Genomic DNA, 20473 nt, shown 5'->3' with positions numbered 1-20473 from the left:
CACCTCGCCACCCGCTGCCCGGCTGGCCGCTGCCCTGATGACTGTTGCCCTGCTGACGGTTGAGTCGCTGAAGTGCGGGCGGGAACGGAGGCGGTGCGCGGAAGGGAGTGCGCAGGAGGCGGGCGTGCAGAAGGCGAGCGTGCATGGGGGGCGGGAGGCCAACGTGCAGGAACGTTTCCTCTCAAGGCTTCCGGTGCTGAGCCGCTAAGCGGCCCCGGGGCCGTTCGGGCTCGTCGCGGTAATCAGCCGGTTGCGGGCGCGCCCCATCAGCTCCTCGCGTTCGTCCTCGGTCAGGCCGCCCCACACTCCGTAGGGCTCGCGTACGGCAAGTGCGTGCGCCGCGCACTCGGCGCGGACCGGGCAGCGCATGCACACCTCTTTCGCCGAGGTCTCGCGCGCGCTGCGCGCTGCGCCTCGTTCGCCCTCCGGATGGAAGAAGAGCGAGCTGTCCACCCCGCGGCAGGCCGCGAGGAGCTGCCAGTCCCATAGGTCGGCATTGGGTCCGGGAAGGCGGGAGAAATCTGCCATTGCTTGTCCCCTTGAAGCCGTTGCTGAGGCGGGGGCGGTGATGTCGACCGCGCCCGCGACCGTACATCCACGATGTAAGTAGATGTAAATATGACTCATTACGAATCTAGTCATAGACACCAGCAAAATGGAAGAAAAGCAGCTGAACGGGTCATTACCTTTCAAACTAGACAAATGGTGCGTGGGACTCTCCTCCGCGACTGTTCCCTCACGTAGAGTGTCGAAGGCGGCCGTCCGGCCCGTAACTCTTTCGAGTGACCATCGTTGAGAGTGCGTGGGCGGTTGAAACAAGAAGCGCTCGGGCACATGTCCGAGAGGCGTCGACCGCACAGGTGACGATTCGTACCCAGCCTGGAGGCTCAAGGTGACGCGCATCAGCTGCGGAGGGCGGTCATGACATCCGTCCTCGTCTGCGACGATTCCCCGCTTGCCCGAGAAGCGCTCCGTCGCGCGGTCGCGACGGTGCCCGGCGTCGAGCGGGTGACGACGGCGGCCAACGGCGAGGAAGTCCTCCGCCGCTGGGGAGCCGACCGTTCGGACCTGATTCTGATGGACGTACGCATGCCCGGTCTGGGTGGTGTGGAGACGGTGCGCCGGCTCCTCTCGGCAGACCCAGGTGCCCGGATCATCATGCTGACGGTCGCCGAGGACCTGGACGGCGTCGCGCTGGCGGTCGCCGCCGGTGCCCGCGGCTATCTGCACAAGGACGCCTCGCGCGCCGAGTTGCGTGCGACGGTCACGCAGGCGCTCGCCGATCCGACCTGGCGGCTCGCCCCGCGGCGACTCCGTTCGGCCGAAATGGGCGCTGCTCCCACGCTCACCGCGCGTGAGATCCAGGTACTCGAAGGGATGAGTCACGGTCGGTCGAACGCGGAGATCGGCCGGGAGCTCTTCCTCTCCGAGGACACAGTGAAGACGCACGCCAGGCGACTGTTCAAGAAGCTCGGTGCCTCGGACCGCGCGCACGCGGTGGCGCTCGGTTTCCGCTGGGGCCTGGTTCGTTAGAGGATGACCGGCAGGACCCCCGTCCGCTCGATTGCGGACGGGGTGGCGGACGCCCCAACTCTGTTTCCCGCGCGATGCCGCATCCTTGAGGGTGTGGAGTTCCTCGGGGACGAGTCGTTCGAGCGGGAGGGGAGGGCGCAGCGGATGAGTTCCGGCGCACCTGCTCATAACGCTTCAGTGCACAACTACGAGCGCGGTGAAGCGGATGGTTCGGTGCCGAGGCACCATGGACCGATGCGTGACGACGAGGCTGCGAATGCCCATGGGGCCATCGGCGCGCTCGTCCACCTTGCTGTCGACGGAGACCAGCAGGCCACGCACGACCTGCTGGCGCACGTCCACCCGCTGGCCCTGCGCTACTGCCGTACGCGGCTGAACCGGCTGCCCGGCGACGCCCGCCACTTCGTGGAGGATCTCGCCCAGGAGGTCTGCGTCGCCGTCCTGATGGCACTGCCGCGCTACAAGGACACGGGCAGGCCCTTCGAGGCTTTCGTTTTCGCCATCGCCACCCACAAGGTCGCCGATCTCCAGCGGGCGGCCATGCGCCATCCCGGATCCACGGCCGTGCCGTCGGACGAGATGCCCGAGCGGCCGGACGACTCGCTCGGGCCCGAGGAGCGTGCGCTGCTCAGCAGCGATGCCGCCTGGGCCAGGAAACTGCTGGCCAACCTCCCGGAGAACCAGCGCGAACTGCTGGTGCTTCGGGTCGCCGTCGGGCTGACCGCCGAGGAGACCGGGCAGATGCTGGGGATGTCACCGGGGGCGGTACGGGTCGCTCAGCACCGCGCACTGAGCCGGCTGCGGGCACTGGCCGAGCAGTAGGCACCCGCAGGCAGTAGGCACCCCCCAGGCAGTAGGCCCCCGCAAGCAGTAGGTACGGGCAGGCGGGCATCGGCCGCGCGCAGGCGCCCGCCCGGACCCATGCCCGTCCGGGGGTTCCACGCCCGCCCGGCCCCACGCCTGCGCAGGGACATTCGTCACAGCCGCCGGCAGTCATCGGCGGTCGCGGCCAACCCGCTCGCCGCCCTCGGCAAGCATCTCCAGCCCGCACGGCCGCTCACAGCCACCGGCGGGCCGGGCGCCGGATACCACGCCCGGCGGTAGAAACCTCCAAGGATGCCGGATCGGGCCGATCGTGGAATGAGACGCCTCTCCGGCCCGTTAGCATGGACATCCGCACCGATCAAGGCCATTTGGGGAAGGTGTCATGACTGCAAACGTCGACGGAGTGCCCGAGAAATTCGCGACGCTCGGGCTGACATACGACGACGTGCTGCTGCTGCCGGGCGCATCCGAAGTGCTCCCGAACGCTGTCGACACCTCGTCCAGGATCTCGCGGAACGTCACCGTGAACATCCCGCTGCTGTCCGCCGCCATGGACAAGGTCACCGAGGCCCGGATGGCCATCGCGATGGCCCGGCAGGGCGGCGTCGGTGTGCTGCACCGCAATCTTTCGATCGAGGACCAGGCCAACCAGGTCGATCTGGTCAAGCGTTCCGAGTCCGGCATGGTCACCGACCCGATCACGGTGCACCCCGACGCGACGCTGCGCGAGGCCGACGAGCTGTGCGCCAAGTTCCGCATCAGCGGTGTCCCGGTTACCGACGCCGCGGGCAAGCTGCTCGGAATCGTCACCAACCGTGACATGGCGTTCGAGTCCGACCGGAACCGCCAGGTGCGCGAGGTCATGACCCCGATGCCTCTGGTGACCGGCAAGGTCGGCATCTCCGGCGCCGACGCCATGCAGCTGCTGCGCCGGCACAAGATCGAGAAGCTTCCGCTGGTCGACGACGCGGGCATCCTCAAGGGCCTGATCACGGTCAAGGACTTCGTCAAGGCCGAGAAGTACCCGAACGCGGCGAAGGACGCCGAGGGCAGGCTGCTCGTCGGTGCGGCCGTCGGGGCGAGCCCGGAGGCGCTGGACCGCGCCCAGGCGCTGGCCGAGGCCGGAGCCGACTTCCTGATCGTCGACACCTCGCACGGCCACAACAGCAACGCCCTCAACTGGATGGCGAAGATCAAGTCGGGCGTCTCCGTGGACGTCATCGGCGGGAACGTCGCCACCCGCGACGGCGCCCAGGCGCTGGTCGACGCGGGTGTGGACGGCGTCAAGGTCGGCGTCGGACCGGGCTCGATCTGCACTACCCGCGTGGTCGCCGGTATCGGGGTCCCGCAGGTCACGGCGATCTACGAGGCCGCGCTCGCCGCGCGTGCCGCGGGCGTCCCGGTGATCGGCGACGGTGGCCTCCAGTACTCCGGCGACATCGGCAAGGCGCTGGCCGCCGGCGCCGACAGCGTGATGCTGGGCAGTCTGCTCGCGGGCTGCGAGGAGTCGCCCGGAGAGCTGCTGTTCATCAACGGCAAGCAGTTCAAGTCGTATCGCGGCATGGGCTCGCTCGGCGCTATGCAGACGCGCGGCCAGGCCCGCTCGTACTCCAAGGACCGCTACTTCCAGGCCGATGTGGCGTCCGACGACAAGCTCGTGCCCGAGGGCATCGAGGGGCAGGTGCCGTACCGGGGACCGCTGGGCAACGTCCTGCACCAGCTCGTCGGCGGTCTGCGCCAGACGATGGGATACGTCGGCGCTGCCAGCGTGGACCAGATGGAGAGCAAGGGCCGGTTCGTCCGGATCACGTCGGCGGGGCTCAAGGAGAGCCACCCGCACGACATCCAGATGACCGTCGAGGCGCCGAACTACGCACGGCGCTGAGGCGTACGTACCACCGCGGAAGCCCGCGGGCCGGACGGCCCGCGGGCTTCCGCGCGCGCGTCGGGGATACTGGAACGGCAGACGTAGAGGGAAAGGCCACACATCGTGACTGAGATCGAGATCGGGCGCGGCAAGCGCGGCCGCAGGGCGTACGCGTTCGACGACATCGCCATCGTGCCGAGCCGGCGCACCCGGGACCCGAAGGAGGTCTCGATCGCCTGGCAGATCGATGCCTACCGGTTCGAGCTGCCGTTCCTGGCGGCTCCGATGGACTCGGTCGTGTCCCCGCAGACCGCCATCCGCATCGGTGAGATGGGCGGTCTCGGAGTCCTGAACCTCGAAGGTCTGTGGACGCGGTACGAAAACCCGCAGCCACTGCTCGACGAGATCGCCGGGCTCGACGAGGAGACCGCGACGCGGCGTCTCCAGGAGATCTACGCGGCCCCGATCCAGGAGGACCTGATCGGCCTGCGGATCAAGGAGGTGCGCGACTCCGGTGTGGTCACCGCCGCCGCACTGTCCCCGCAGCGCACCGCCCAGTTCTCCAAGGCGGTCGTGGACGCGGGTGTCGACATCTTCGTCATCCGCGGTACGACGGTCTCCGCCGAGCACGTTTCCGGTGCCGCCGAGCCGCTGAACCTGAAGCAGTTCATCTATGAGCTGGACGTTCCCGTCATCGTCGGCGGCTGTGCGACGTACACCGCCGCGCTGCACCTGATGCGTACCGGAGCGGCGGGCGTGCTCGTCGGCTTCGGCGGCGGGGCCGCGCACACCACGCGCAATGTGCTGGGCATCCAGGTCCCGATGGCGACCGCGGTCGCCGATGTGGCCGCGGCCCGCCGCGATTACATGGACGAGTCCGGCGGCCGCTATGTGCACGTCATCGCGGACGGCGGCGTCGGCTGGTCGGGCGACCTGCCGAAGGCCATCGCCTGCGGCGCGGACTCGGTCATGATCGGCTCGCCGCTCGCCCGCGCGTCGGACGCGCCCGGCAAGGGCCACCACTGGGGCATGGAGGCCGTCCACGAGGACGTGCCGCGCGGCAAGCTGGTGGACCTGGGTATCGTCGGCACGACCGAGGAGGTCCTCGCCGGGCCTTCCAACATCCCGGACGGTTCGATGAACTTCTTCGGGGCGCTGCGCCGCTCGATGGCGACCACGGGGTACAGCGAGCTCAAGGAGTTCCAGCGCGTCGAGGTGACGGTGGCGGACGCCCAGCACAAGCGCTGAGCCGACGGGGCGGTACCGGGCTGGTACCGCACACGTCGCGCCCTACGCAGGCCCGGACCGAAGCTGCGGTCCGGGCTTCGTGGTGGGTGCTTCGTGCTGGGCGTTGGGTGCTTCGTAAGGCTGGGTACTCGCGGCGTCCGCCGTCGGAGCGCCTGCCGTCAGAGGGCCCGCTTCATGCCGGCGAAGGACGCCCCCACGGCGATCGCGATGAAGAGGTAACTGAGGAAGTCCGCATCGGCCCGCCAGGCGTCGTTGAGCAGGCCGAAGTGCTGGAAGAACAGCTCAGCGACGGAGACCGGGAGCTGCTTGGACGCGATGATCGCCTCGCCCAGCAGCTGCCCGAAGTACACGGACGCCAGTGACAGGACGGCGCCGACGGCCGCGAGCCCGACATGGTCGCCGCCCACCTTGCCCGCGGCGAAGCCGATGATGAACCCCACGGCGACGGCCGCGTAACCGAACTCGTGCTTGGTGGCGCCGAGGATGCCCCCGTACGCCGCGCCCACCACCAGGGCCGTGAGCACGGCGGCCACGATGCCGCCCGCGATGTTGACCTTCGCCGGGGCGGCCTGCGGCGCCATCGGGTAGCCGAAGTCCGGCGGCGGGTACGAGGACGGGTCCGGCGTATGGGGCGGTGGCACGGGCTGGGTCATGGCGGGATCCCCCTGGGATGGATACGCACGGCTGTGCGAGAAGCGAACGCCGCACGCTAGCAGTCCGCACCGACATCCACACATGAAATCCACACACGGTGTTCACAGGTGGCCGACCGCCCTGAGTGGCCGCTCTGAATATCCGGCCCGAGTGGCCGACATCAGCAGCCGGCGTGAGCGGTGGCACGGGCAGTCGGCCTGAGTAGTCGTCATGTGCAGTCGGACTGACCGGTCCGCACCCGGGGTCACAGCCGGTGGGCGGCTCCCACCGGGGTCGCTCCCCTGGTGTCCAGCAGGAGTTGGGCCTTCACCGCGAGGCCCTGGAGGTCGTACGTACGGTGGTGCTGGAGCAGCACCGTCAGGTCCGCGCCCGCCGCCGCCTCGTAGAGGGAGTCCGCGCGGGGCACCGGCACGTCGCGGATGCGCCAGTCCGGGACGTACGGGTCGTGGTAACTCACCGACGCGCCCAGGTCCATCAGCCGGCGGGCGATCTCGCCCGCCGGGGAGTTCTGCCGGTCGGCCAGGTCGGGCTTGTAGGTGACGCCGAGGAGCAGCACGCGGGCGCCGCGCGCCGACTTGCCGTGCTCGTTGAGGAGGGTGGCGCAGCGCTGGATGACGTACTGCGGCATCCGGTCGTTCACCTGCTGGGCGATTTCGACCATGCGCAGCGGGCGAACGGTGTGCGGGGGGCCCGCTGTGTCGACGGGGACGCCGTGGCCGCCGACACCGGGGCCGGGGCGGAACGGCTGGAAGCCGAAGGGTTTCGTCTCGGCGCAGCGGATGACGTCCCAGAGGTCGACGCCCAGCTCGTGGCAGAGCACGGCCATCTCGTTGACCAGGGCGATGTTGACGTGCCGGTAGTTGGTTTCGAGCAGTTTGGTCATTTCGGCCTCGCGGGGGCCGCGGGCCCGTACGACCTTGTCACTCAACCGGCCGTAGAAGGCGGCGGCGGATTCGGTGCAGGCGGGGGTCAGGCCGCCGATGACTTTGGGGGTCGCAGCGTACGGGTGGGTCCGGTTGCCGGGGTCGAGTCGGCTGGGGGAGTAGGCGAGGTGGAAGTCCCGGCCGGCCCGCAGCCCTGAGCCCTCCTCCAGGAGCGGGCGCAGGATTTCCTCCGTGGTGCCCGGGTAGACGGCCGATTCGACGATGACGGTGGTGTGCGGGCGGAGTCTGGCGGCGAGTGCGCGGGTCGCTTCGGTGACGGGTGCCAGGTCGAGTGCCCGGTCCTCACCCAGTGGGGTGGGTGCGCAGATGACGGCGGTACGGACCCGGCCCAGTTCGGCCGGATCGGTGACGGGCCGGAAGCCCCCCGAGAGCATCCGGCGGATGTCGGCCGCGCTGAGGGAGCCGTCGACGGGGGTGTGGCCGGCGGCGAGTTGCAGCAGCCGGCGCGGGTCGGTGTCGTAACCGATGGTTACGAGGCCGGTGGCGACGGCGGCCTGGGCGAGCGGCAGGCCGAGGTGGCCGAGTCCGATCACGGCGAGATCTGCGGGCATGGGTGATCCGTCCTTCCCAATAGCCGGAGGGGGACGAGTGCGCAAGTCCTGTGGACAGCGCAATGTCAGGTTAGGAGTAAATATGACCGATTTGCGGTATTGGGCGGGCCGGGGTGTCCGTGTGTTGTCCACAGGCGGTGGCTGAAGTGGGAGATCGCGGACAGAATCGAGGGTGCACCGGACACCGCTTCGGCGGCCTGATCAACGGGAGGCAGCAGTGAGGACAGCGACACTGGGGCCCGAGGAGCGCGCACAGGCGCTCGCCGGGATGGCCGAGCGTGAACTGGACGTACTGGTCGTGGGGGGCGGTGTGGTCGGCACGGGGACGGCGCTGGACGCCGCGACGCGCGGGCTGGCGACCGGCCTGGTCGAAGCGAGGGACTGGGCGTCGGGGACGTCGAGCCGGTCGAGCAAGCTCATCCACGGCGGCCTGCGCTATCTGGAGATGCTCGACTTCGCGCTCGTACGGGAGGCGCTGAAGGAGCGCGGGCTGCTTCTTGAGCGGCTGGCACCCCACTTGGTGAAGCCGGTGCCCTTCCTCTACCCGCTGCAGCACAAGGGCTGGGAGCGCTGGTACGCGGGCTCGGGTGTCGCGCTGTACGACGCCATGTCGGTCTCGTCCGGACACGGCCGCGGGCTGCCGCTGCACCGGCATCTGACACGTAAGCACGCGCTGCGGGTGGCGCCGGCGCTGAAGAAGGACGCGCTGGTCGGCGCATTGCAGTACTACGACGCGCAGATGGACGACGCGCGTTATGTGGCGACGCTGGCGCGGACGGCCGCGAGCTACGGCGCACTGGTGGCGAACCGGGCCAAGGTGACCGGCTTCCTGCGGGAGGGCGAGCGGGTCGTCGGTGCGCGGGTGCAGGACGTCGAGGGCGGTGGGGAGTACGAGATCCGCGCCAAGCAGGTCGTCAACGCCACGGGGGTGTGGACGGACGACACCCAGGGGCTGATCGCGGAGCGCGGGCAGTTCCACGTGCGTGCCTCGAAGGGGATCCATCTGGTCGTACCGAAGGACCGGATCCACTCGACGACCGGGCTCATCCTGCGGACCGAGAAGTCGGTGCTGTTCGTGATCCCGTGGGGGCGCCACTGGATCGTGGGGACCACGGACACGGACTGGGACCTCGACAAGGCGCATCCGGCCGCGTCCAGCGCCGACATCGACTATCTGCTCGAACACGTCAACTCGGTGCTCGCCGTGCCGCTGACGCGCGACGACGTGCAGGGCGTTTACGCCGGCCTGCGGCCCCTGCTGGCCGGGGAGTCCGACGCGACCAGCAAGCTCTCGCGGGAGCACACGGTGGCGCATCCGGTGCCGGGGCTCGTGGTCGTCGCGGGCGGGAAGTACACGACCTACCGCGTGATGGCGAAGGACGCGGTGGACGAGGCGGTGCACGGTCTGGACCAGCGGGTCGCCGAGTGCGTCACGGAGAATGTGCCGCTGATCGGCGCCGAGGGGTACAACGCGCTGTGGAACGCGCGGGCGCGCATCGCCAAGCGGACGGGCCTGCATGTGGCCAGGGTGGAACACCTGCTGAACCGCTTCGGTGCGATGACTCAGGAGGTCCTCGACCTCATCACCGAGGACCCGTCGCTGGGCGAACCGCTGGGCGGCGCGGACGACTACCTGCGGGCGGAGATCGTCTATGCGGCCTCGCACGAAGGGGCCAGGCACCTGGACGACGCACTCACCCGGCGCACGCGCATCTCGATCGAGACGTTCGACCGGGGCACGCGCAGCGCGCGGGAGGCGGCCGAGCTGATGGCCACGGTGCTGGGCTGGGACAAGAACCGCGTCGAGGCGGAGATCGAGCACTACGAGAAGCGAGTCGAGGCGGAGCGGGAGTCGCAGCGTCAGCCGGACGACCTGACGGCGGACGCGGCGCGGCTGGGGGCGCCGGACATCGTGCCGCTGGAGTGAGCAACTGGAGGGGGTCGGTGAGTGGACGGGGGAGTGGGCTGATGGGTTGCTGTGAGTGAGTGAGTGAGTGAGTGAGTGAGTGAGCGGGTGAGCGGGTGGGGTGCGGCCGCTCGGGAATGGCTTTGGCAGGGCCGGACGGAGCTGGTGGAACTCCTTATTGGGAACGGCTGTTTCCAGGCATGGGGGCTTGGCCCGACCGAGCCGGGTGGGGCCCGGGGGGATGGTGGTGTGTGCGGGTGGGAGGGCGCCGTACGCCTGCTTGACCTCGGGTTCTCCGGGCAGGGACTGGGCGGTGCTGCCGAGTGGTACTGGCGTCAGCCGCGGTGGCGAGCGGCAGGTGGGACACCGGCGTGGCAGGAAACGCCTCCCGTATGGCCCATGATGGTCGCCCACGGACCCGGCACCATCATCGGTGCCGGAGTGAGAGACAATGGACGCTCTGCCAGGGCGGGTTGAACGCAGAGGGGACGCATGTCGGAGGCGGAGCAGGCGAAGGACACCAAGGGGCGCCTCCTGGCGGGGCGGTACCGGCTCGGGGGGGTGCTCGGCAAGGGCGGCATGGGCACCGTCTGGCGGGCTGTGGACGAGACACTCGGCCGCACCGTCGCGGTGAAGGAGCTGCGTTTCCCCTCGGCCATCGACGAGGACGAGAAGCGCAGACTCGTGACGCGTACGCTGCGCGAGGCCAAGGCGATCGCCCGGATCCGTAACAACGGAGCGGTCACTGTCTACGACGTGGTCGACGAGGACGACCGGCCGTGGATCGTCATGGAGCTCGTCGAGGGCTGCTCGCTGGCCGAGTTGGTACGGGAGAAAGGCGTCCTCACGCCGGTCCGCGCGGCCGAGGTGGGCCTCGCCATTCTCGATGTGCTGCGCCTCGCGCACCGTGAGGGCATCCTGCACCGCGATGTGAAGCCGTCCAACGTGCTGATCGCCGAGGACGGCCGGGTCGTGCTGACCGACTTCGGGATCGCCCAGGTCGAGGGCGACCCGTCGGTGACCTCGACCGGGATGCTGGTCGGCGCCCCCTCGTACATCTCGCCCGAGCGGGCGCGCGGCCACAAGCCCGGCCCGCCGGCCGACCTGTGGTCACTGGGCGGGCTGCTGTACGCGAGCGTCGAGGGCGTGCCGCCGTACGACAAGGGGTCGGCCATCGCGACCCTCACCGCGGTGATGACCGAACCGCTGGACCCGCCGAAGAACGCGGGAGCCCTGTCGGAGGTCATCTACGGTCTGCTCGCCAAGGATCCGGACCAGCGCCTCGACGACGCGGGTGCCCGCCGACTGCTGAACGACGTGATCCACGCCCCGGACGTACCGGAGGCCGCTGCCGAGCCGGTCGCGGCCGACGCGACGCGTGTGGTGCCGCTGCCGCCTGTTCCCGACGAGCCCGGGGACGCGGAGGAGTCCAGACCCGCGAAGCCCGTCAAGGCGCCCAAGCCCGCCAAGGAGCCCCGGCCTGCCAGGGAGCCTCAGAAGCTCAGGGACACCGCTGCGGCCGACCGGGTGCGCAGCGCGCTGAACTCCGTACGGAACGCCAGGTCCGAGCCCGCTCCGGCCAGGCCGGCCACGGTACCGGCCGGGCCGCCCGCCCGGGTCAGGGCGCCGCTCACCGATGTCGTACCGCGTCGCACTCTGGTGATAATCGCGGCCGTTGTCGCACTCGCGGTGCTCGGAACGGTCTTCGCCTTCGCTCTCAACGGAAACAGCGGCAAGGACAATCAGGGCAAGTCCAAGGGCGACAAGAGCGCTTCGAGTGGTGCGACGGCCGGGGGCGACAGCAAGAACGACGACAAGAGCGCGGACAAGGGGAAGACGGGCGACCAGGGGAAGAACGGCGATCAGGGCAACGGGAAGAGCGGTGACAGCCCGTCGCCCTCGCCCGACGACAACCGTTACACGCCGCCCGCCGGTGACGCGCTGCCCAGCGGGTACAAGAAGGTGACGGACGGCAGGTTCCGCTTCACGATGGCCATGCCCGCCGGCTTCCACCGGACGGCCATAGCGGGTGTGAGCTCGGGCGGGATCTACAACAAGTCCAGGGGTGGCTTCCCGCGCGTCCAGATCGACTTCAACGACTCGCCCAAGGACGACGCGGCCGCCGCATGGCAGGCAGCGGTCGGTGGTCTGTCCGCCAGCGTCGGCGGTTACCACCACCTCGGCATACACAAGGTCGAGTACAACGGCTATCCGACCGTCGCAGACTGGTCGTTCGAGCGTGACCAGAACGGCCAGCGGGTCCGGGTACTGAACCGGGGATTCAAGGTGGACGCCAAGCGCGGCTACTCCATCATGATCAGCTGCAAGGCGAGCGACTGGAACGGCGGCGAGTGCACCACGCTGCGTAATACGGCGTTCAAGACGTTCGCTCCCAAGAAGTGACCCAGGGCACGTATTGTGAGAGAGCGCGGACCGTACGCAGCCGCAATCGGCCTGTAATCGACCGCATTTGACGGTTTGATGCGGGTTGATGTGGTCCCTGAGACCAGGGAACAGCGCGCTCCGGGGAGGCGTCGTGGATGAGTACGCGGGAAGGGTCCTTGCCGACCGCTACCGCCTTCCGCTGCTGCCCGGTGACGAGTTCGAGCCTGCGGAGATCCGCGCGTTCGACACCTACAGCGGTCAGGAAGTCCTCGTCCGGCAGGTGCCGTTGCCCGAGGTCGTGGACGCGGAGATGCTCGATGAGAGCGGCGCGGGGACGGGCTTCGGCGGCGGGTCGGTCGGCGGTCCGGGGGCTGGGGTTTCCGAAACGCGTCGTGCGTCGTCCCGTACCACCCGCAGGCCCGCCGACCCCGCGGTACGGCGGGCCATCGAGGCGGCGCAGTCCGCAGCGCAGATTCCCGACCACCCCAGGCTGGACCAGGTCTTCGACGTCTTCGCGGAGGGCGGGTCGCTCTGGGTGGTGAGCGAACTGGTCGAGGCCACACCTCTGGCCGCGATACTCGCCGAGCGCCCCCTGAACCCGTACCGCGCGGCGGAGATCGCCTCCGACGTGCTCACCGCCCTGCGGGCGCTGCACGCCCACGGGTGGACTCATCGCAATATCACCGCCCGGACCGTGCTGGTCTGCGACGACGGCCGTGTGGTCCTGACCGGGCTCGCGGCAGGAGCGGCCGAGGAGGCACTGTGCGGTTATGACCCGGTGCCGGCCGCGGAGTTATCGCTGCCGACCGCTGGAGCGGGCGGGAGCCTCGGGCCCGATTCCCCGGCCGGGCCGGGAGCGGATGGCGCGGTGGAGCTGTACGACGCAGGTGGCGAGGGGGACCCGTACCGGGCTGAGGGCGCGGAGAGGCTCCCGGCCGGGCCTGCGCTGCCGCCCGGTTACACCCAGGGCGAGCGGCGCGGGCAGCCGGGCGGCCGGATGTACGACCAGTTGCAGGACGCGCCGGGCGCCTCCGGACAGGAGCCCGAAGCGCCCGCCGACAGGGGTGGTGGCGGGGTTTCGGCGGGGGACGTCCGTGCTGCCCGGGCCGGTGCCATCGCCGCCTACCGTGCGGGTGCACGGGCCGCGGCACGCGTCAGCGGGGACGAGCAGGGGAGTGACACCGGGGCCTTCCCCGTCCAGCGTCCGGCGTCGGGGCCCTCGCAGCCCGGACGGCAGGAAGCGGCCGGCTTCTGGCACGGAGCACAGCCGCGTTCCGGCGCCGGGGACGGCATGCGCGCCGACGACCTGCGCGGCGCCCACGACCGGGAGGCGCAGGAACGGGCAGCGCAGAGCAGTGCGGTTCAGGGCCGCAACGCCCACGAGCAGGCCCAAGACCGGGCCATCCAAGACCGGACAGCCCAAGACCGGGCAACCCAAGACCGGACAGCCCAAGACCGGACAGCCCAAGACCGGGCCGCCCCCCACCGGAGTGCCAACGACCCCGGTACCCCCCGCCCCCGGGCGGCCGCCGCTGTGCCCGAAGGGTGGGATCAGGACACTGGAACCGCGGTGACCCCGCGCCGCGGGCCTGGGACTCCGCTCGCCGCCGAGCGGGCCCGGCAGGCGCGTATCACCGTCGTGGGCGCCGTCACCGAACGGTGGGCGCCCGAGCAGGCGGGCCCCGTCCACGGCAACTGGCAGCTCGCCGCCCCGGTCGGGCCCGCCACCGATCTGTGGGCGCTTGGTGCGCTGCTCTTCCGGGCCGTGCAGGGCCACGCCCCGTACCCGGAGGATAGCGCCGCCGAACTCGTCCAGCTGGTCTGCGCCGAACCGCCCGCCTTCGCCGAGGAGTGCGGCCCGCTGAGGCCCGTCGTCGAGTCGCTGCTGCGTCAGGACCCCACGGAGCGCCCGGACATAGAGGAGCTGCGCGGCTGGCTGCGCTCGCTGGTGCGGTCGGCGCCCGAGCCCGACGCCGGGCAGGGGATCGTCCCGGTCCCGCCGGTCGACGCCACGCGGCTGCCGATCGTACGGCGCAGGGGTGAGCTCGTACGGCGGCGCCGTCGCAACTCCGGTGGGGACGGTGTCCACGGCCGTCACCGCCAGCAGCGGAGGGGCAGCCGCAGGAGGGAGCAGGGTCTGGCCGGGGCCGGGCGGCCGGTGCAGCCCGCGCAGCCGATGCACTCCGTGGCGGCGGGCCTGTCCGAGCGTTCCGCACCTGCGGGCCGCCGGCCCGGGCCGGACGCGAAGCCGCGCTCACTCGGCCGTACCCTGCTTGTCGTCATCCTGGTGGTCCTGGTCGCCGCCCTCGTGTACGCCCTGAAGTTCATGCCCAAGGCCGACGACTCCCGGCAGGGCGACGCCGGTTCGCCCGGTTCGGTGCCGACCGCCTCCGCGTCCGGGCAGCGGAACTCGCCGGTGTCCGGCGGCCCCGGAGACTCCCAGCAGTCCGGGTCGGCCCGGACGCCCCAGCCGCCGCAGGGCACTGAGCCCGACAGCGGTGGACCGGCGGCCGGTTACGCCATCCGCAAGGATCCCGAAGGGTTTCAGGTGGCGGTGGCCAAGGACTGGGAGCGCCGTCCCGTCAACGACGCCGGCCAGGTGCGTTTTGTCGGCAGCGACTTCGAGCTCGTCGTCGTTCCCGGCCGCGACAGCGTCAAGGACGAAGGCGCCGATCCCATGGCGTACCAGCGCGACAAGGAGCGGGAACTCAAACCGTTCCGTGACTCCACGTGGTCGTCCGCTTCGGGGCTGCGCCGCATAGACGTCGGCAAGCAGGCCATGGCCGAAGGGCAGTTCACCTGGCAGGACAGCAGCGGACGCGAGGTGTACGTCCGCAATGTGGCCATGATTATCGCGGGCCGCTATCACATCGTGCAGGTCATAGGCCCCGAAGCGCAGCGGGACAAGGTCACCGAGATCTATGAACAGGCCGTTGCCACCTACCGGTCGGTGAGCTGAGCGGACTCCACGATTCCCGTCACAGTGCGGTATCACGGCGAGCCCCGAGGTTCCACGACCGAATATCCGTCCGTAACCTGGCAGTCGAGGGAACGGACAGGGGCACGTGGAACACACTCACAGCGCGGACTTGGTGCTCGCCGGTCGCTATCGGCTGGGCGAGCTCATCGGTCGCGGCGGCATGGGCAAGGTCTGGCGGGCTCACGACGAGGTGCTGCACCGGACCGTCGCCGTCAAGGAACTGACGGCCGGTCTGTATGTGTCGGAGGCCGACCGGGCCGTACTGCACGCCAGAACGCAGAAGGAGGCGCGCGCCGCCGCGCGCATCAACCACCCCGGCGTCGTGACCGTTCATGACGTCATCGAGTTCGACGACCGGCCGTGGATCGTCATGGAGTACATCGACGGCCCCTCACTTGCCGACGTGGTCAAGGAGTCGGGGGCGCTCGACCCCCGTGAGGCCGCCCGGGTGGGCCTGCACGTTCTGGGGGCTCTGCGCGCCGCGCACGCGGCGGGAGTGCTCCACCGGGACGTGAAGCCGGGCAACGTCCTGCTCGCCCACGACAGCCGGGTCCTCATCACCGACTTCGGTATCGCCGCCATCGAGGGCGACTCGGAGATCACCCGGACCGGCGAGATCGTCGGCTCCATCGACTACCTCGCGCCGGAGCGGGTCTACGGCGAGGCGCCCGGTCCCGCATCCGACCTCTGGTCGCTGGGTGCCACGCTCTTCACCGCCGTCGAGGAGCGTTCGCCGTTCCGCCGTACATCGCCGATCTCCACGCTCCAGGCCGTTGTGAACGACGAGCCGCCGAAGCTCACCAGGGCCGGGCCGCTCACTCCCGTCATCACCGGACTACTGCGCAAGGACCCCGCCGAACGGCCCGGGTCCGCCGAGACGGAGCGCATGCTGCTCGACGCCATGGAGGGGCGCAGGCCCCGGCAGGCCGAGGCGTACGTCCCGACGCAGCTGGTGGCCGAGGGGATGCTCCAGGACGCCACGCCCACGAGCCGGATCAGCACCTCCGGAGCGCCGGTGGCGGCCCCGCCCGAACCAGACCAGGCACAGGCACAGGCAGAGGCAGCGGGGCAGGCACCGGAGCAGGGTCAGGCGTCGACCGCTGTACCGGCTCCCGTAACGGCACCAGTACCGGCTTCCGGAGGCGGGGCCTCCGCGGTCGCTCCCGCCGGACGGAAACGTGGCCGTAGGCGGACCGGCGCCCTGGTCGTGGCTCTCGCCGTGATCGTCGGTGCCGGGGTCGGTTTCGGGGTCATGAAGTACGAGAACCGGCCCACGAATTCCGGTGGTGGTCCGCCGTCCGGCTCTGGCGGGCCGGACGGCGGCGGCGGTAAGAACAAGCAGCACGAGGACGTGCCGGCGGGCTGGCACCGGGTCGACGAGCCCGAGGGCTTCAGCCTGGCTCTGCCCAACGGCTGGAAGCGCCAGATGGACGGTTCCAACGAGATCGACTACACGCCTGACGACGGCGTCCACTTCATCCGGATAAGCATCGACAAGAACCCGGACTACGCGACCCCGTATCTGCACGAACTGGCCCTGGAACCACAGCTCAAGCGGCTCCCCGACTACCGGCGGATCACGTTGCACGTGAACAACTTCCGGGACCAGGACGCCGCGCTCTGGGAGTTCACCTGGACCGAGACCAAGGGGCAGCCGGGGCGGCGCCGTGCCATAGACCAGATGTACAACGTGGATCACGGGCAGGCCGAGTACGCGATCTACATGGGCGGCCCGGTCAAGGACTGGAACCGCAACCGGTTCGACACCGTCCTGCGCTACTGGCAGCCGCCGGGCTGAACCGCGCACTGAGACGTACTGCGCGCTGCGACGTACTGAACCGCGCACCGGGACGTACCGGACCGCGCACTGAGACGGGCTGTACGGCGTCCGGCGCGCGCTACGGCGGTGGATGCCGTGCGGCATGATGGGCTCAGGGGGACGTAGGGGGAGCGCCAGTGGCACAGGATCCGCGCAACAGCCGTCTGATCGCCGGACGTTATCTGCTCGGGGACCGGATCGGCCGGGGCGGCATGGGTACGGTCTGGCGGGCCACCGACCAGCTGCTCGGGCGGGATGTCGCCGTCAAGGAGCTGAACCCGGAGACCGGAGCCGCCACGGCATCGGCGCTGCGTGAGGCGCGTGCGGTCGCCCAGATCAAGCATCCGCATGTGATCGTCGTCCACGACGTGGTCGTCGAGGACGACGAACGCCCGTACATCGTCATGGAGCTGGTGGTCGGGGGTTCGCTGGCGGGCCGCCTCTCCGAGTACGGCCCTGTGGGGACCCGGGAAGCCGCCCGGATCGGCATGGCTCTGCTGGGCGCGCTCCGGGCGGCGCACGCCAGGGGCGTACTGCACCGGGACATCAAGCCCGCCAACGTCCTGCTGGAGGGCGACGGCCGGGTGGTCCTCACCGACTTCGGGATCGCGCGGCTCGCGGGGGCGACCACGATCAGTGAGACCGGGGCGTTCGTCGGTTCGCCCGAGTACACATCGCCGGAGCGGATGCGGGGCGAAGAGGCCGGCCCCCCGTCCGATCTGTGGTCGGTCGGCGCGCTGCTGTGTGCGGTGCTGAGCGGGGAGTCGCCCTTCCACCGGGATTCGCTGGGCGGCGTGCTGCACGCGGTGGTCGCCGACGAGATCCGCCCGCCGGCCGAGGCCGAGCCGCTGCTGCCCGTCGTCCTGGGCCTGCTCGAACGGGACGCGGTGCGCAGGATGGGGGTGGATGAGGCGGAGCGGCTGCTGGGCGCGCATGTGGCTGCGTACGCCACCGGGGGTGCCGGTGGGGACCGCGGGGGCGGCGGTGCCGGTGGTCGTGGTGCCGGTGCTGGTTCCGGTGTCCCGAGCGCCGCATCTGGGCCAGGAGCCGCATCCGCCCGGGATGCCTCTCCGGCCTCTCCGCCCGCCGTGCTGGACGCCGTTCCGCCCGCCACGCTGGACGCTGTGTCGGCCGCCGCTTCGCCGACCCTTCCGCCCGCCGCTCCGCCGCCCGGGCCCTCGCGTCCCGCGCTCCGGCCGGCTGCCCTCGTCGCGGGGGTGCTGGTCGCCGCGGCCGCGGGGGCCGGGATCGTCCTGTACGCGGTCGGCGGCGCGGGAGTGGGCCGTACGGACAGCGCCGCGCCGCCCGGAAGTGTGGCCTCCGCTCAGACCGCGGCACCCACGGCCACCCCGGATCGCGGACCGCAGCAGAAGCCACACCGCGCTGCCGTACCGGGCCCGGACGTGAACCCCACCGTGACACTGACTCATCAGGCGTCACCGGCACCGTCCGGGTACCGGGCCGTCGACGACCCCGGCGGTTTCTCCCTCGCCGTTCCGGCCGATGCCACCCGTTCCGCCGACGGCAAACGTGTCTACTACATGACGCCGGGCCAGGTCTTCCGTATCGGCATCCGGATCCACAGCAGCCCCGGCGGCGGACCGATGGCGACACAGCGCGCATCGGACTCGGCCGGCCCCCGTACCAATCCCGGCTACCGGGACGGCGTGGTCACCGCGACGGCGCACGACGGACATGACGCGGCGCTCTGGGAGTTCACCTGGAACGGTTACTCCAAGGGCGAGGGCGCCCGTCACACGTACGACCTCTGCTGGGAGGAGGGCGGCCGTCTCTACGACGTGTGGGTATCGGCGCCGGTCGGCCGCCTCGACACCGCGCAACGGCACTTCGCCACGGCCATCGGTACCTTCTCGGCGTCGGCGGCGGGCACCGGAGATCACCACTGACCTGGACGGCGGGGACAACTCGGCCGCCCGGAACAGCCGGGCCACCAGGAACGGCGACCCCCGGGGAGAAATGCCCGGCAGCCACCGCTCAGGCGGCCAACCCGCCTGATCAGGGGTTGTGTCGCCAGCGATCACTGGCGGTGTATGTAGGGACGGTGAAAAGGTATTACTCATGGGTACCGAAACTTCCCACCGGGGCATAGCCTCCCCTCATGACGGACTCGCAGGCTCCCGCCGCCACGGCCCCCCACGGCACGAACCCGATAGCCCCCACCCCCGCCGGTGTGCGGACCGCGGCCGACGTGGTCACCCCCGAAGTGGTGGCTCACCTGACCCGCGGCGTGGTGGGTTCCGGACGCACGGCCAACCACACCCCCTTCACCGGCGGGAAGCTGGCCGAACTGCCCGAGTCGAGCCCCGAGGACGTCGCGACCGCCTTCGAGCGGGCCCGTAAGGCCCAGGCGGTGTGGGCCGCGACCCCCGCCAGGACCCGGGCCGCCGTCCTGCTGCGCTTCCATGACCTGGTGCTCTCCAGGCAGGCCGAGGTCCTCGACCTCATCCAGCTGGAGACCGGCAAGGCCAGGCTGCACGCGCACGAGGAGGTCCAGGCCGTCGCCGTCGCCGCGCGCCACTACGGCCGCAAGGCGCCCTCGTACCTCAAGCCCAAGGGCCACACGGGTGCGATCCCCACATTCACCAAGGTCACCGAGTTGCGCCAGCCGCGCGGTGTGGTGGGCCAGATCGCCCCCTGGAACTACCCCTTCGAGCTGTCCATCGGTGACGCGCTGCCCGCCCTGGTCTCCGGCAACGCCCTCGTGATGAAGCCCGACACCGAGACCGCTCTGACCGCGCTGTGGGCCCGCGATCTGATCATTGAGGCCGGACTGCCCGCCGAGGTCTTCCAAGTGGTCCTCGGGGAGGGCCCGGTCATCGGCCCCGAGCTGGTCAAGCACGCCGACTTCGTCTCCTTCACGGGCTCGACCCGCACCGGCCGCGAGGTGGCCCGGGGCGCGGCCGACCGGCTCGTCGGCGTCTCCCTCGAACTCGGCGGCAAGAACGCCATGCTGGTCCTGGAGGACGCGGACATCGAGAAGGCGGCAGCGGGCGCTGTCCGCGCCTGCTTCTCCTCGGCGGGCCAGCTCTGCATCTCCATCGAGCGGTTGTACGTCCACGAGTCGATCGCGGACGCGTTCCTGGAGCGCTTCGCCGCACGCACCAAGGCGATGCGTCTCGGCGGCTCCCTCGCCTACGGCGCCGACATGGGGTCCCTCGCCGGGGAACGGCAGCTGGAGGCCGTACGGCGACACGTGGAGGAGGCTGTCGCCAAGGGCGCCACCCTGGTCGCGGGCGGTGTGCACCGTACGGACATCGGTCCGCTCTTCTACGAGCCGACCATCCTGGACGGCGTCGAGGCCCCGATGGCCGTCTGCACCGAGGAGACGTTCGGCCCGGTGGTCTCCGTCTACCGCTTCAAGGACGAGGACGAGGCCGTCGCGACCGCCAACGCCACGCCCTACGGCCTCAATTCGAGCGTCTGGACCAGGAGCGGCAGCCGCGGCCACGCCGTCGCCGCCCGGCTGCGGACCGGCACGGTCAACATCAACGACGGGTACGCGCCCGCGTACGGCAGCGTGCAGTCCCCGATGGGCGGCATGAAGGACTCGGGTCTCGGCCGCAGGCACGGCTCGGAAGGCATCCTCAAGTACACCGAGGCGCAGACCGTCGCGCACCAGCGGGTGATGCCGATGGCGCCGTCCTTCGGGATGGACGACGAGAAGTACGCCGCGTTCATGAGCCGCAGCCTCAAGGCGATGAAGGCCCTGCGCCTGCGCTGACCGTCGTTGCCCTGCCCGC

At 70.5% G+C, this 20473-nt stretch carries 13 protein-coding genes; 10 read left to right on the top strand and 3 right to left on the bottom strand.

Annotation, left to right across the window (positions count from 1 at the left end; translation table 11 throughout):
• Positions 1-204: 204 nt before the first annotated feature.
• Positions 205-528, bottom strand: a complete 324-nt coding sequence (locus OG452_RS13105; protein WP_327295813.1) for a WhiB family transcriptional regulator — start codon at positions 526-528, stop codon at positions 205-207.
• Positions 529-921: 393 nt separating this feature from the next.
• On the opposite strand from OG452_RS13105, the gene OG452_RS13100 reads away from it, so the two are divergent.
• From OG452_RS13100 to OG452_RS13085, 4 genes are all read left to right on the top strand, one after another.
• Positions 922-1533 (top strand): response regulator transcription factor, encoded by a 612-nt coding sequence (locus OG452_RS13100; RefSeq protein ID WP_003948568.1) that lies wholly within the window; start codon positions 922-924, stop codon positions 1531-1533.
• 234 nt (positions 1534-1767) lie between these two features.
• Entirely contained in the window at positions 1768-2355 is a 588-nt protein-coding gene (locus OG452_RS13095) for a sigma-70 family RNA polymerase sigma factor (protein ID WP_266854188.1), read from the top strand.
• A 385-nt stretch (positions 2356-2740) separates the two neighbouring features.
• Positions 2741-4243, top strand: a complete 1503-nt coding sequence (guaB, locus tag OG452_RS13090) for an IMP dehydrogenase (RefSeq protein WP_327295812.1) — start codon at positions 2741-2743, stop codon at positions 4241-4243.
• A gap of 105 nt (positions 4244-4348) precedes the next feature.
• Complete coding sequence (locus OG452_RS13085) at positions 4349-5473, top strand: GuaB3 family IMP dehydrogenase-related protein (protein WP_327295811.1); 1125 nt, start codon at positions 4349-4351, stop codon at positions 5471-5473.
• Between the two features lie 158 nt (positions 5474-5631).
• On the opposite strand, the gene OG452_RS13080 is transcribed toward OG452_RS13085, so the two are convergent.
• Both OG452_RS13080 and OG452_RS13075 read right to left on the bottom strand, forming a co-directional pair.
• Entirely contained in the window at positions 5632-6126 is a 495-nt protein-coding gene (locus OG452_RS13080) for a hypothetical protein (protein WP_327295810.1), read from the bottom strand.
• A gap of 245 nt (positions 6127-6371) precedes the next feature.
• Positions 6372-7622 carry a nucleotide sugar dehydrogenase gene (locus OG452_RS13075; protein WP_327295809.1) on the bottom strand — a complete coding sequence of 417 codons (1251 nt, stop codon included), beginning with the start codon at positions 7620-7622 and terminating at the stop codon, positions 6372-6374.
• A 217-nt stretch (positions 7623-7839) separates the two neighbouring features.
• Here OG452_RS13075 and OG452_RS13070 point away from each other — a divergent pair, with 217 nt between their 5' ends.
• The 6 genes from OG452_RS13070 (at position 7840) to OG452_RS13045 (ending at position 20454) form a co-directional block, all read left to right on the top strand.
• Entirely contained in the window at positions 7840-9549 is a 1710-nt protein-coding gene (locus OG452_RS13070; RefSeq protein WP_327295808.1) for a glycerol-3-phosphate dehydrogenase/oxidase, read from the top strand.
• A gap of 471 nt (positions 9550-10020) precedes the next feature.
• The gene (locus OG452_RS13065; RefSeq protein ID WP_327295807.1) at positions 10021-11931 is read left to right on the top strand and encodes a serine/threonine-protein kinase; all 1911 of its coding nucleotides are present in this window, start codon (positions 10021-10023) and stop codon (positions 11929-11931) included.
• A 133-nt stretch (positions 11932-12064) separates the two neighbouring features.
• On the top strand, positions 12065-14872 hold the full coding sequence (locus OG452_RS13060; protein ID WP_327295806.1) for a protein kinase: 2808 nt from the start codon (positions 12065-12067) through the stop codon (positions 14870-14872).
• A gap of 181 nt (positions 14873-15053) precedes the next feature.
• Complete coding sequence (locus OG452_RS13055; protein ID WP_442810153.1) at positions 15054-16691, top strand: serine/threonine-protein kinase; 1638 nt, start codon at positions 15054-15056, stop codon at positions 16689-16691.
• Between the two features lie 158 nt (positions 16692-16849).
• On the top strand, positions 16850-18619 hold the full coding sequence (locus OG452_RS13050; RefSeq protein WP_327295804.1) for a serine/threonine-protein kinase: 1770 nt from the start codon (positions 16850-16852) through the stop codon (positions 18617-18619).
• A 212-nt stretch (positions 18620-18831) separates the two neighbouring features.
• Positions 18832-20454: a succinic semialdehyde dehydrogenase gene (locus OG452_RS13045; RefSeq protein WP_327295803.1), complete on the top strand. Its 1623-nt coding sequence runs from the start codon at positions 18832-18834 to the stop codon at positions 20452-20454.
• Positions 20455-20473: the final 19 nt, after the last annotated feature.

Source organism: Streptomyces sp. NBC_01197, assembly GCF_036010505.1.
Taxonomy (GTDB): domain Bacteria; phylum Actinomycetota; class Actinomycetes; order Streptomycetales; family Streptomycetaceae; genus Streptomyces.
The sequence above is the reverse complement of the archived record's forward strand: the minus strand, read 5'-3'. Positions and strand labels throughout refer to the sequence as shown.